The sequence below is a fragment of the Aquimarina sp. 433 genome, from assembly GCF_054054605.1.
Map to the genome: position 1 here is coordinate 95,859 of NZ_JBSWZK010000011.1, position 12,720 is coordinate 108,578.

The 12,720-nt window shown below is 32.2% G+C and carries 13 protein-coding genes; 7 read left to right on the plus strand and 6 right to left on the minus strand.

Translation table 11 applies throughout. From position 1 onward, the window contains the following. Positions 1-99 precede the first annotated feature (99 nt). The 5 genes from ACWNT5_RS20025 to ACWNT5_RS20045 all read left to right on the plus strand — a co-directional run bounded on the left by ACWNT5_RS20025 (position 100) and on the right by ACWNT5_RS20045 (position 6,351). Positions 100-1,215: an imelysin family protein gene (locus ACWNT5_RS20025; RefSeq protein ID WP_299609408.1), complete on the plus strand. Its 1,116-nt coding sequence runs from the start codon at positions 100-102 to the stop codon at positions 1,213-1,215. Between the two features lie 18 nt (positions 1,216-1,233). Then, positions 1,234-2,595 (plus strand): HTTM domain-containing protein, encoded by a 1,362-nt coding sequence (locus tag ACWNT5_RS20030; protein ID WP_299609411.1) that lies wholly within the window; start codon positions 1,234-1,236, stop codon positions 2,593-2,595. A gap of 34 nt (positions 2,596-2,629) precedes the next feature. Beyond that, positions 2,630-5,047: a TonB-dependent receptor domain-containing protein gene (locus tag ACWNT5_RS20035; RefSeq protein ID WP_456518394.1), complete on the plus strand. Its 2,418-nt coding sequence runs from the start codon at positions 2,630-2,632 to the stop codon at positions 5,045-5,047. A 96-nt stretch (positions 5,048-5,143) separates the two neighbouring features. Beyond that, a complete protein-coding gene (locus tag ACWNT5_RS20040) occupies positions 5,144-5,656 on the plus strand; it encodes a PAS domain-containing protein (RefSeq protein ID WP_456518395.1) in 513 nt (170 codons plus the stop codon). A 362-nt stretch (positions 5,657-6,018) separates the two neighbouring features. Further along, a complete protein-coding gene (locus tag ACWNT5_RS20045) occupies positions 6,019-6,351 on the plus strand; it encodes a hypothetical protein (protein ID WP_299609423.1) in 333 nt (110 codons plus the stop codon). Between the two features lie 49 nt (positions 6,352-6,400). Here ACWNT5_RS20045 and ACWNT5_RS20050 read toward each other — a convergent pair whose 3' ends face one another. Then, positions 6,401-8,008 carry a class I SAM-dependent methyltransferase gene (locus ACWNT5_RS20050; protein WP_456518396.1) on the minus strand — a complete coding sequence of 536 codons (1,608 nt, stop codon included), beginning with the start codon at positions 8,006-8,008 and terminating at the stop codon, positions 6,401-6,403. An 89-nt stretch (positions 8,009-8,097) separates the two neighbouring features. After that, on the minus strand, positions 8,098-8,355 hold the full coding sequence (locus tag ACWNT5_RS20055; RefSeq protein WP_299899880.1) for a DUF1456 family protein: 258 nt from the start codon (positions 8,353-8,355) through the stop codon (positions 8,098-8,100). A gap of 104 nt (positions 8,356-8,459) precedes the next feature. On the opposite strand from ACWNT5_RS20055, the gene ACWNT5_RS20060 reads away from it, so the two are divergent. After that, positions 8,460-8,861, plus strand: a complete 402-nt coding sequence (locus ACWNT5_RS20060; protein WP_299899878.1) for a TerB family tellurite resistance protein — start codon at positions 8,460-8,462, stop codon at positions 8,859-8,861. A gap of 209 nt (positions 8,862-9,070) precedes the next feature. Beyond that, positions 9,071-9,502, plus strand: a complete 432-nt coding sequence (locus ACWNT5_RS20065) for an Hsp20/alpha crystallin family protein (RefSeq protein ID WP_299609434.1) — start codon at positions 9,071-9,073, stop codon at positions 9,500-9,502. Between the two features lie 70 nt (positions 9,503-9,572). Here the strand turns inward: ACWNT5_RS20065 and ACWNT5_RS20070 are convergent, their stop codons facing one another. The 4 genes from ACWNT5_RS20070 to ACWNT5_RS20085 all read right to left on the minus strand — a co-directional run bounded on the left by ACWNT5_RS20070 (position 9,573) and on the right by ACWNT5_RS20085 (position 12,719). Then, the gene (locus ACWNT5_RS20070) at positions 9,573-10,043 is read right to left on the minus strand and encodes a hypothetical protein (protein ID WP_299609437.1); all 471 of its coding nucleotides are present in this window, start codon (positions 10,041-10,043) and stop codon (positions 9,573-9,575) included. Between the two features lie 232 nt (positions 10,044-10,275). Beyond that, positions 10,276-10,911, minus strand: coding sequence for a DUF2306 domain-containing protein (locus ACWNT5_RS20075; RefSeq protein ID WP_299609439.1), 636 nt, complete (start codon positions 10,909-10,911; stop codon positions 10,276-10,278). Position 10,912: 1 nt separating this feature from the next. Further along, the gene (locus ACWNT5_RS20080) at positions 10,913-11,938 is read right to left on the minus strand and encodes an SDR family oxidoreductase (protein WP_456518397.1); all 1,026 of its coding nucleotides are present in this window, start codon (positions 11,936-11,938) and stop codon (positions 10,913-10,915) included. 22 nt (positions 11,939-11,960) lie between these two features. Continuing rightward, positions 11,961-12,719 (minus strand): LytR/AlgR family response regulator transcription factor, encoded by a 759-nt coding sequence (locus tag ACWNT5_RS20085; RefSeq protein WP_299609443.1) that lies wholly within the window; start codon positions 12,717-12,719, stop codon positions 11,961-11,963. Position 12,720: the final 1 nt, after the last annotated feature.

Sequence of the window (12,720 nt, forward strand, 5' to 3'; positions counted from 1 at the left end):
ACAATTCATAAATTATGAAAAAAAGAGGCGAAAGGTGAATAACATTTCGACCTCTTTTTTTACATTTGCACAGATTTATTAAGAATAAATAAAAATAAGATGAGGAAGTATTTGTTTTTGTCAGCGTTCGTGTTAGCTCTTTTTGTAGTTGCCTGTTCGTCTAGTGATGATGAAGGAGGAACTGTTGATAATTTTGATAGAGAAGCGATGTTAGAAAATATAGCAGATAATATTATAGTTCCTGCATATCAAAATTTTTCCTCTGATATGACAGCGCTAAAAACTGCTACATCAGATTTTGTAACTACCACAGATGAAGCTAATCTGGTATCTTTAAGAGAAGCTTGGTTAACAGCATACACTTCATGGCAATCGGTAAGCATGTATGAAATTGGAATGGCTGAAGCTATATCTTTCAGAAATTTCATGAATGTGTACCCAGTAAATACAGCTAATATAGAAAGTAATATCTCCTCTGGTTCTTATGATCTTTCTTCTATTAGCCAGCAGGATGAACAAGGATTTGGTGCTTTAGATTATTTAATAAATGGTGTTTCTGATTCGGATACTAATATCGTTGGAGTTTTTACCGATGCTACTGCAGGTGCTGATTATAAAGAATATCTTACCAATTTAGTAAATAGAATGGATGCATTAACATCTCAGGTGGTTACTGATTGGACTGCCAATTATAGAGATACTTTTGTGAATAATAGCGGATCTTCTGCTACTAGTTCGGTTGATAGAATTGTAAACGATTTTATTTTTCATTATGAAAAGCATCTAAGGGCTGGGAAAGTAGGTATTCCTGCAGGAGTATTTTCTGGATCTCCGCTGGAAGATAGAGTAGAAGGGTTTTATAAGGGAGATATTTCGAAAATGCTATTCAATGCTAATCTGGATGCCCTTCAGGACTTTTTTAACGGAGAGCATTTTACAAGTAGTACAACAGGACAAAGTCTTAAAACGTATTTAGATTTTCTTAATTCCATTAAAGATGGAGAAGATCTAAGTACTTTGATCAATAATCAGTTTAACGTTGCAAGAACGACAGCTACTAATTTAAATAATGATTTCTCTGAACAAGTAAGGACAAATAATAGTTTGATGCTTAATACTTATGATGAATTACAAAAGAACGTTGTATTGATCAAAGTAGATATGCTTCAGGCAATATCGGTTAATGTTGATTTTGTAGATGCCGATGGAGATTAAATTTATCTTCAGTATTGTATGATATATCGACGAAACGAATATTTAAAAAAATATACAGAGGCTGCACCACTTGCAGTCTTTCGTATTTTTTTTGGGTTAATGATGTTGATCAGTATTATTCGTTTTTGGAGTTATGGGTGGATAGATAAATTGTATATCAAGCCTACTTTTTTCTTTTCATACTATGGATTGGATTTTATAAAGCCAATCGGTAATTATACATATCTTATTTTTGGTGTTTGTGCTATAGCTAGTATTTGTGTAATGCTAGGATATCAATATAGAGTAGCAATTATTACCTTTTTTTTAAGTTTTACTTATATAGAGTTGATGGATAAGACCACCTATCTAAATCACTACTATTTTATAAGCATTCTTAGTTTCTTACTAATTTTTTTACCGGCAAATGCATACTATTCACTTGATGCTAAAATAAAAGGAAAGTCTTTTCAGAAAGTACCCGTTTGGACTATAGATGCCTTAAAATTACTGATAGGAATTGTGTATTTCTATGCAGGTTTGGCAAAACTCAATTCGGACTGGTTAGTACGTGCGATGCCTCTTAAAATTTGGCTTCCTTCTAAGTATGACATTCCTTTAATTGGAGATTTAATGCAGCAAGAATGGATGCATTATGTATTTAGTTATTCTGGTGCGATCTATGATCTTACTATTCCATTTCTTTTACTATTTAGAAAAACTAGAGTTGTGGCATTTGGTCTAGTTGTTATTTTTCATGTTTTAACCAGAGTACTTTTTCCGATAGGTATGTTCCCCTATATTATGATTGTTGGAGCTACCATTTTTTTTGGGGCACAAGTACACCATAGAATATTAGGTTGGATATCTAAAATAATGAAGATAAATAAAGACTATTTTGATAGTAATATATCTCTGGTTTTTACTCAAAATAAGACTAAAATAATTACCACTATACTAGGGTTGTTTTTTGTGATTCAATTACTTTTGCCGTTTCGATTTTTACTATATCCAGGAGAACTATTTTGGACCGAAGAAGGGTATCGTTTTTCTTGGAGAGTAATGCTTATGGAAAAAGCAGGATATGCTAATTTTAAAATTGTGAATGCTGAAACAGGCAAACGATTTTATGTGGATAATGATGATTTTTTAACCGCATTTCAGCAAAAACAAATGGCAACCCAGCCTGATTTTATTTTGGAGTATGCGCATTATCTAAAAGCACATTTCGAAAAACAAGGGCACCAAAATGTGCAAATATTTGTAGAAAGTTACGTAGCGCTTAACGGTCGGTTAAGTACTCAATATATCGATCCTAATGTGGATCTGGGAAAACAAAAAGAGTCATTTAAACATAAAACATGGATTATTCCATTTAAGGATGAAATTAAAGGATTGTAAAGTAGTTGTCTTTTTTTTACTTATAACAACTATTGTGTCGGGGCAGTATAGTATTAAAGGGGTTGTAAAAAATCAAAATAACCAACCTGTTCAGGGAGCTGAGGTTTATAATAGATCCAACGGTGATCAAACAGTTACTAGAAGCGATGGTAGTTTTGAACTTAATGATGTAGAACAAGGGGTTTGTTACCTATCTGTTTTTAGCTTTGATTATGAAATTTTAGAAAGACAAATTACCGTTTCTGATAATGTTGAAATTAGTCTGGTTTTACAACCATTAGGAGAAGAATTGTCAGAAGTGGTAATTACGCAACGTAGAGAAAAAGTTTTTGGACTCAAACAATTAAAACCAGTAGAAGGTACGGCTATTTACGCAGGTAAAAAAAGTGAGGTAGTTTTATTAAGTAATGTACAAGGTAATTTAGCATCCAATAATACTAGACAGATTTATGCACAAGTAGCAGGATTGAATATCTATGAAAATAGTGTTGGTGGATTACAGCTAAATATTGGTGGTAGAGGATTGGATCCTAATCGTACTTCTAATTTTAATACACGACAAAATGGATATGATATTAGTGCAGATGTATTAGGCTATCCAGAAAGTTACTACACACCCCCTGCAGAGGCTATTGAGGAAATACAGGTTGTTCGTGGGGCTGCTTCGCTTCAATATGGTACGCAGTTTGGTGGTTTGTTGAATTTTAAAATGAAGAAACCAAATCAGAATAAAAAGATCGAATTGATTTCTCGACAAACATTAGGCTCTTATAATTTGTTTACTAGTTTTAATAGTTTAGGTGGCACCGTTGGTAAGTTTAGTTACTACACTTATTTTAATTACAAAAGAGGAGATGGTTTTAGACCTAATTCCGAGTTTGATTCTAAAAATGTTTATGCGCATTTGGGATATCAATTTTCTGATAGAACTAAATTAATTGGTGAGTTTACGTATTTAGATTATTTAGCGCAGCAACCTGGCGGTTTAACGGATACCCAGTTTAATATAGATCCTACGTTTAGTAATAGAACTAGAAATTGGTTTGATGTTAATTGGAAGTTATTTTCCTTAAAGTTAGAGCATCAATTTTCGGATAAGACGGATTTTAGCATTAATCTATTTGGATTAGATGCGTCTAGATCTGCTGTTGGTTTTAGAGGAATTCCAGGGAGTTTAAATACAAATCCTATTACAGACGTAGATGAAGTAGATGGAGAGGGTAATTTTGTAAACTCCAGAGATCTTATCGTAGACAATTTTAAAAATTGGGGTGCAGAGGCTAGATTGTTAACTAGGTATAGTTTATTGGATACAGAGTCTGTATTCTTAATAGGATCAAAATATTATCAGGCTTTGAATGATTCCAGACAAGGATCTGGAGGACTTGGGTCAGGACCAGATTTTAATTTCCAAGATGAAACTTTTCCAGATTACCCAAATCAATCTTCTTTTGATTTTCCAAATTTAAATGCATCGGTTTTTGGAGAGAACATATTTAAATTTTCAGATAAGTTGTCTCTTACGCCAGGATTTAGATTTGAATATATTAAAACAGAAAGTGAAGGAAGTTTTAATAACGTAATATTTGATAATGCTGGAAATCCAATTTCTAATACAGAAGAAACCGATAATAGAGATTTGGAAAGATCTTTTTTTCTTTTTGGAATAGGATCTAGTTATAAATTAAATAACTCTTTAGAAATATATGCAAATGTATCACAGAATTATAGATCTATTACATTTAGTGATATTAGAGTGGTGAGTCCTACTTTTAGGGTAGATCCTAATATTGGAGATGAAGAAGGGTTTACGGCGGACGTTGGGTTTAGAGGTAGATTAAACAATATGCTATCTTATGATATAAGTGTTTTTGGGTTAGTGTATGATGATAGAATTGGTATTGTGTTTAATGATAGAGCAGAGCGCGTAAGAGGAAATATTGGAGATGCTTTTATTTATGGACTGGAGAGTTTTGTGGATTGGAATATTTGGAATACGTTCTCTGCTGATAATGAGAATTACAGATTGAGTTTGTTTGCTAATACTTCATTAACCACATCCGAGTATACTGCATCGGATCTTGCTGGTGTAGAAGGTAATAAAGTAGAGTTTATACCAGAGGTGAATCTTAAAACAGGATTGAAATTCGGTTACAAGAATTTTCTTTCTAGTCTTCAGTATACTTATGTTTCCGAGCAGTTTACAGATGTTTCTAATGCTTCTGCAGCCTTAGATGGAGACAGTAGAAATGGTATTATAGGAACAATACCAGCATATTCAATTTTAGACCTTTCATTATCATATACCTATAAAATGTTTAAACTAGAAACAGGTATTAATAATCTGTTAGATGAAAGTTATTTTACACAAAGAGCTACTGGATATCCAGGACCAGGAATTATTCCTTCAGAGCCTTTAACTTGGTATGCTACTTTGCAGTTTAAGTGGTAATTTATATAGTATTTAACGTTTGTTTACTTGTATAATTAACTTTTGTTCAATTAATTAATCCTAATTAAATCAATACATTTGCTCAAAACCAACATTATGAAGGAGTTCGAAGGATACGACAATATGATGGCAGAGTATTATAATGCTGTCCCGTCTTTTATTTTGCCACTTACGAGTTGGGAATTTTATAGTGAACACAATTGGTTTTTACAAAACTTTAAAAACGATCTTGACAACCTAAACAAGATTACCAAGAAATGGGATTTCGAAAACGTATACCATAATGAATTAGTTCATAATAAATCTGTTATTGTAATTACAAATCCAGAACTTAAAATCGTGTATGCTACTCGTAATATTGAAAAAATGAGTGGTTATACTCCAGAGGAAGTGATTGGAAATTCTCCTAAAATGTTTCAGGGTGAGCAAACTGACCACACCATTTCTAAAACTATTAGACAAGCGATTGACAATGAAGAACCTTTCGAGGTGTCTATTGTAAATTACAAGAAAGATAGATCTACCTATTTATGTCATATTAAAGGATATCCAGTACGTGATAAGAAAGGTAGATTGATCAATTATATCGCTTTTGAGCAGGCAGCTTAATTGTTTATTTTATTCACTCAATGTAAGTCATGCATTTTTTTCTAAAGTAAATTTTATAAAAAAGTGAGTTTAAAACGACTTTCCTTGTTTATATACTTTTTACAATTTGTTGTTTTTGTTAATCAAAATTTAAAATAATCAAGTTTGCAATTATTTTATAATGTAATTGCTGCAAAATAATAGTTTCATAGGTTTTTATTGCAGACCCTTTATGATCGGTAAAGGATGTGTCTTTATTAGGTTGAAAATTCCGCAAACTGTTATTCGTTAGTTTGTTAATCTGCTGTTAAAGATGTTTTAGTAGTGTAACAATCTTTGATTTCTGGTCGTCTTATAAACATAAATCAATAAAAACGAATAGAATGAAAAAATTAAATGTTATGCTGTTAGCAGTGGCTTTCGCAATCAGTAGTGTTGCAAGCGCGAGTACAAAACCAACAAAATCAGAAACTAATTTCACAAGCGAAATTAAAGAATTGTTAGAAAATCCATCTTTCAAGGTGGAAGATGAAATCGAAGCTAGCGTTACCTTTACCTTAAACAACAAAGGTGAAATTGTAGTGTTATCTGTAGATTCTGATAGCAATATTGTAGAAGGTTTTATTAAGAGCAGATTAAACTATCAGAAGTTAGAAGCTAAACCTGCAACGGGTGTTAAATTCTATACAATGCCAGTGAGAGTAGTTGCTTCTTAGATAGTAAATAGTATAAAGTTAAAATCCCGGATTCATCACCCGGGATTTTTTATTTTCCAGTAATATAATGAATACTTACCGTAGCAAGGTCTGAATCCGGAAATTTAGAAAAATAATCCTGATGACTATGCAAACCAACTTCATTTATAATTTTTAGAAAAGAACTTATTTCTAAAATATATTGATCAGAAAAACCATGAGTTGCATCATAAGCAGTAGCGGCAGTTCGTCCTATGTTTTTCGAGGTTATTTCTGGCGGAATTGTATGAAGCTCTATAACAATAAGCCCAAATTTCGCAATATGAGGTTCCCATTTTTTGAAATGATCTTTTAGATTTCTTTCCACATCGTTATTAGATAATAATTTTCCTCTATAAGCAAATGCTCCAGTTGATAGACTTGGATTATCTAACTGAGCGAGAGGTTCGCTCCAAATTCGATTATGATCCAAAAAGGTTCTTACAGAAAGTAAGTCTTTGAGGGCAATTTTATAATTTTCGTTTAGATCTTTTTCTAATAGATCAGGATCACTAATATCACCCCAGATTACCTTGGCCCAGATATCCGCCTGGATGAGGTTTGCTCGTGTGACTTTTAACGCGGCTTTATTATAATCTGCACCTACTAAAAATAAAGGATGATCATCGAGATGTTTCCCTCTTAAGGTTTTGGTAGCAATAATGTCAAAAAGATGAATTAAAAAAGCGCCATTACCACAGCCCATATCTAGAATCCCTTTAGGCTGTTCATCTAGAGGTTTATTAAATAAACGAATAATAATTTCGTCGATCTTTTTAAAATAAGTAGAATGGGCACCGCCGCTTCCCCAGACGTTCATTTCTCGATCTACATGAGTTTCATCGGTATCTTTTTCAGTATTCCATAAAATAGTTGGATCTCCCAATAGCAGTTGATCCATTTGTCGAAACATTGGGATATAAGAAACCGTTACTCCATAGGCAGTTGCTCTTTTAGCAAAAAATAAACCTTTATTGGTAAAAGTGTAATTGTCATTATTTTTACTAAACCATCCTAAATTCGCTAAAAATGTAAGGATCGTATCAAAGCTTTCTGGAAACTTATGGTACTCATCTGCACTGAAGGAAGCTTCCATAAAGTATTTATGAAACATACCTCCCATACCTAAATGAACAATAGTAGGACCAACTAGAATTCCTTCGATGTGTTTTAGGATTTGTTTTTGTATAGTTTTGGTAGTCTCATCTTCGGAAAGTCGAATGTTAAAGGAGTTTTTAAATTCCTGAAATAGATTCTCGAGTTTACGGAAAGGTTCTAATTCGAATTTTCGATGATGAAACTTTCCTGAATATGCCAGGAGATCGACAACACCTTCGTATAATTTGAAATGTTCAAAGGCTATTTTGGTATTTTCGTTTACAGAAATAAAGGGAATAGTATCTATGATAGTATAGTCTAACCATCCTTGTGAAGATAACATTCTAAGGGCTACATTAATATATCCCGAATTGCCTTTAAAATGTTCTGAGATTTCTACTACTGATAATTTAGAATGATCAAGAATGTAATCTGTAAGACCATTTTTTAGAAGAGAATACGCTACTGGAGCGATAGTTATTCCGTCTAAATGTCTAAATAATTCTTCTCGGAATGTTTGCTTTTCCTGTTTTGTTAGCATAGATACTTAATTGGTGTATGTTTGAGTTTATTGATAGCATTGAGATACACAAATTAAGCATTTATTTCATAAGTTGCTATTACTTTGTATTATTGAGAAGAAGGAGGCTTTGGTTTTTTTTCGGGCATAGGACCTCGTAAATGAATAATAAGTCCATTGAGAAAATTACGTAGAATTTGATCTCCACATTCCATATATTTTGGGTGGTTCTCATTTCTAAAAATAGCACCCAATTCGCTTTTGGAAACTTTAAAATCAACCAAAGCACAAATTTTTACGATTTCATCATCACGTAGTTTGTGAGCTACTCGTAATTTCTTAAAAATATCATTGTTTGTTAAACCCATAGGACAAAGGTACTTTTTTAATTGACTTCAAAAAAGATATCCTTCTATGTTTCATAACAAATATGTTTATAAGATATTTGTACTCTTTAAATTTTAGAAAATATATGTATACCAAGGAGGAGAAATTGAGTTTGTTATCAGAGATGATTGAGTTTGCAAAAGCGGATAAAGAAATTAAAGATGAGGAGTATAATTTTATATTGGCTGTAGCTTCGCAATTGGATGTTACCGAAGAGGAAATAGGGTATTTGGTAAGAAACAATGCAGAGAAAAAGAACTTGCAGCCAGAATCCCAGAGAATACTTCAGTTTCATAGGTTGGTGTTGTTAATGAATGTTGATCAGGAAACCAATCCTGCAGAAATAGATAAAATAAGAGAAATGGGATTGCATATGGGATTAAGGGCAGAAGCTATTGATACCGTTTTAAAAGAAATGCATAAGTATCCAAATAAGGTGATTCCTCCGAATGAATTGATTGCTATTTTTTCGAGATTCTATAACTAGAGAGGAAAAATAAACTTCTTATAGCTAACCTTCAGTGATCATCTGAAGGTTTTTTTATGCGGTTTTGTCACAGAAAACAATATAAAATTGACAAAAAGTCAGTTTTGTATATTGTATAAATGACAAAATGACATAAAAAATGTAATGGAATCCATTTTGCTATATACATATCGAATTTAAATCTAGAATAACTTAAAAAATAAAATACAATGAGTTTAATAAAAAGAACAGACAGATTACCATTTATTTTCGATGATATTTTTAATACTGATTGGTTTGGAGGCAGTGTTAACGAACACAAAATAGGATTCAATACACCAGCTGTTAATGTGCAGGAAAATGATAACGAATTTGTTATCGAGTTAGCAGCGCCAGGATTAGTAAAAGAAGATTTTAATATCGAATTAGACAACGAAGTGTTAACGATTTCTTCTGAAAAGAAAAATGAAGTAAAAGAAGAAAAAGATTCTTACACTAGAAAAGAATTTAGTTACAGCACATTTAAGAGATCATTTAATTTACCGGATACTGTTAATGTTACGGAGATTATAGCTTCTTATGATAGTGGAATATTATCGGTAAAACTTCCTAAAAAAGAAGAAGCAAAAGTACAGCCAAAGCGCTTTATAGAAATTTCATAAGTTGTGAGACTTAAGTTAGTTAGTTAATGTTACGTAAAACGCCCTCTAAACTAGAGGGCGTTTTTGGTATTTATAAGCTGTTTCCGTAGTAACAGTCCTGGGATAATGCTTTCGAGTAACTTATCTTGTCTTGTAAATCCATGATAAGATAAATTTCTTTTTTCAATTTGATTTCAACTCTATTTTGCTTCCAATAGATTTTGATATCCTTTGATTTTAAATTTTTAATATAGCTATATTTATTAGCGTAGTTTGTAGTTAATGGCGGAGCATTTCCATTTTTGGTAGCCTCTTGCGGACTTATAGTTATAGATTCGGGATCTACTACAGAACAAAGAAAACCATCAAAATCAATTCCTTGTTTATCTTTGTTTAGTAAGTATACCCAAACAGAATATTCATCTTCTTCTATCATTAAAGTTCTTCCAGAAATAGGATCCGTAGAAGTAATAAATATTCCTTCTACATTGGCAACTAATTTGGTTTTAGGTTCACCAATGGCAAAAACACTGGTAAATAGGGATAGTAAAATTAGTTTCATAGGGGACGTTTTATATTAATACTAATTTATATTCAGCAATTTATTATGCTAAGCCCTAAAATGTAATTATATAAATGTTTGAGTGAGAGATAAATGAGTATGAACAACTCATCTTAATTTGTGAATCACTAAATTACTAAATTAATTATAAAGTTGTATGCCTTGTATGTGTATAATTTTGTGAGATTTTCCCGTAAGATTATGAAGGAAAAATCCTATAAACATTTGAAGATCATAAGTGTATAGATTTGCGAATCGTACTATTTCTAAGATCATTATTACGTATTAGGAAGTGAGAAATTACTAAGTTAGGAACCCAACATAACCAGGAAACAATTTTATACGCAACTATAAAATCACCAAATGATAGCGTAAGTAGAGGTAACCATATTCTTAAAGTAACTGCAGCAAAACAGCATGCAAAGCTATAATACATATATTTTTTATGGGTGTCCATTAACCCTTGTCGAATATGGCTAAATCCAATAAAAGTGAATAGGATCCATAGTACTCCAAGACTAATAAAACCTAACGAAGCTATTATACCACCTGTTGCAAAAAAACCTATATAGATTCCTGCTAAACCACTAAGTAATGCAGATATGACATAGACTCTTCCACAAAAGCGATGTAATTTGATTTTACTTATACGAATTTTTTCACTGAACTGTATCCAACCCGTTAATAGAGCAATTCCGCCAAGTATAATATGAAAATAAAAAGAAATATTCCAAGCGAGATCTAAAAGCAGTTTTGGGTCTTTAGTACTGAGTAGACCAAACTCTCGATGTAGTATAAAATAAGAAGAAGGATATAGACCAATGAGAATACAGCATAGTACAAATAGAATTCTAATACCTTTTTTCATATTACGCTAAACTGAGTTTTATAGCGCTTTCTGCACATGCTAAAATAGCTTCTTTTACAGGTATTGGTTTCCAATCTAACAGTTTAATAGCTTTATTGTTGCTCACCTTTCGTTCAGTACCTAAGTCTATTAAAATAGGTTTGATAGTTTTATCGATATTAGAAAATAGACGAACAGCAAAATCTGGTAAGGTAAATTTAGGAACCTTTTTGTTTGGGTAGTTTTCTCTTAGAATATTAGCCACTTCTTTAAAAGTCATATATCCTGCTGAGCATACAAATCGTTCTCCTGCAGCTTCTGGAGCTTCCAAAGCTTTTATGTGTAAATCCGCTACAGATCTAACATCCACCATATCAAAACCAATTCTTGGAATTGCTGGAGAGCTACCATCTAAAGCTTTAATCACAATATTGGCAGAAGTCCCAAAATCTTTCTCTAGTATCGGTCCTAAAATAGCGCCTGGACATACAGTAGTTAATTCTAATCCACTTGTGTCCTGTTTAATAAATTCCCAAGCAGCTTTTTCTGCAATTGTTTTACTTCTAAAATATGGTGTGGAATCTAACCTGTTATGAATATCTGTCCAGTTGTTTTCATCGAATGTACTTTTCCTGTTGTCTTTATCTTTCCCATAGATAATAGCTCCAGATGATGAGGTAAGAACAACTCTTCTTAATCCATGTTTTGAAGCTGCTTTTAAAATATGTAATGTACCGTTTTTTGCAGGTATAATAAGATCATCCTCGTTTTTGGGGAGTTCTCTAGGAAAAGGAGAAGCGATATGAATAATATCCTGAACTTCGCTAACGAGATCACACCATACTTCTTCATCTAATAAATCAGCCTCAGCGAATTCTAAATTATCAATATATTCGGTGTTTTGGGCTATAACCTCTTTAATCTCTGAAACGCGATCTAAATTCCTAAGTGTACCAATTACTTTATAGCCTTTATTTAATAGTTGGATTGCAGTGTGTGATCCTAAAAAACCAGTTACTCCTGTTAATAATACTTTTTTGGTGTCCATGTTTTGATAATTTTTAATGATATCAGAGATCTAACCACTTTTTAAAATTTGAGGTTCTTTCTCTAGAAACAATAATTTGTTCGTCTTCCTGAGGTTTTAATTTTAGTAGTAATCTGCTATTGAAGTAACTATGGATTTCGATAACAGACTTTACAGAGATCATAAATTTTCTGTTGATTCTAAAAAAATGAACAGGATCAAGAATTTCTTCTAGTTGATCAATAGAATACTCGATAGGGTATTGTTGTCCTGTGTGAGAGTGTAGAAAAATTAACCCTTCGTTTGATTTAAAATAGGCAATATCATCCACACTAAACGTGTTAAACTGATTACCAACCTTGATCATAAATCGTTTTTTATATTCTTTATTGAATAGTTTTTTGATGCTTGCTAGTTTTTGTTCATCAAAAATCCCATTGTTGTTAGACTTAGATTTTCGATATTTATTTAAGGCGTTGTTTAGGTCATTTTTATCAATAGGTTTAAGCAAATAATCGAGTCCATTATACTTAAAACCTCTTATAGCATATTCGTTATACGCAGTTGTGAAGATAACAGGAGGATGATCTTCTAGCATATCTAAAATGTCAAAACCATATCCATCATTTAACTGAATGTCCAAAAATATCAAATCAGGTTTTGGGTTATCTTCGAACCATTGCCTCCCATTTTCTACAGATGTGATTTGCCCTATGATGTTAATTTCAGGAGCCAATTCTTCTATTAAAGAAGCTAATCTTTTAGAGGCAAAGTTTTCATCTTCTACAATTACTGCTTTCATC

Excerpts from the sequence above, each read along its gene's own strand:
- ACWNT5_RS20025 (WP_299609408.1), top strand. The coding sequence starts at position 100 with ATGAGGAAGTATTTGTTTTTGTCAGCGTTCGTGTTAGCTCTTTTTGTA.
- ACWNT5_RS20030 (WP_299609411.1), top strand. The coding sequence starts at position 1,234 with ATGATATATCGACGAAACGAATATTTAAAAAAATATACAGAGGCTGCA.
- ACWNT5_RS20040 (WP_456518395.1), top strand. The coding sequence starts at position 5,144 with ATGAAGGAGTTCGAAGGATACGACAATATGATGGCAGAGTATTATAAT.
- ACWNT5_RS20045 (WP_299609423.1), top strand. The coding sequence starts at position 6,019 with ATGAAAAAATTAAATGTTATGCTGTTAGCAGTGGCTTTCGCAATCAGT.
- ACWNT5_RS20050 (WP_456518396.1), bottom strand. The coding sequence starts at position 8,008 with ATGCTAACAAAACAGGAAAAGCAAACATTCCGAGAAGAATTATTTAGA.
- ACWNT5_RS20055 (WP_299899880.1), bottom strand. The coding sequence starts at position 8,355 with ATGGGTTTAACAAACAATGATATTTTTAAGAAATTACGAGTAGCTCAC.
- ACWNT5_RS20060 (WP_299899878.1), top strand. The coding sequence starts at position 8,460 with ATGTATACCAAGGAGGAGAAATTGAGTTTGTTATCAGAGATGATTGAG.
- ACWNT5_RS20065 (WP_299609434.1), top strand. The coding sequence starts at position 9,071 with ATGAGTTTAATAAAAAGAACAGACAGATTACCATTTATTTTCGATGAT.
- ACWNT5_RS20070 (WP_299609437.1), bottom strand. The coding sequence starts at position 10,043 with ATGAAACTAATTTTACTATCCCTATTTACCAGTGTTTTTGCCATTGGT.
- ACWNT5_RS20075 (WP_299609439.1), bottom strand. The coding sequence starts at position 10,911 with ATGAAAAAAGGTATTAGAATTCTATTTGTACTATGCTGTATTCTCATT.
- ACWNT5_RS20080 (WP_456518397.1), bottom strand. The coding sequence starts at position 11,938 with ATGGACACCAAAAAAGTATTATTAACAGGAGTAACTGGTTTTTTAGGA.
- ACWNT5_RS20085 (WP_299609443.1), bottom strand. The coding sequence starts at position 12,719 with ATGAAAGCAGTAATTGTAGAAGATGAAAACTTTGCCTCTAAAAGATTA.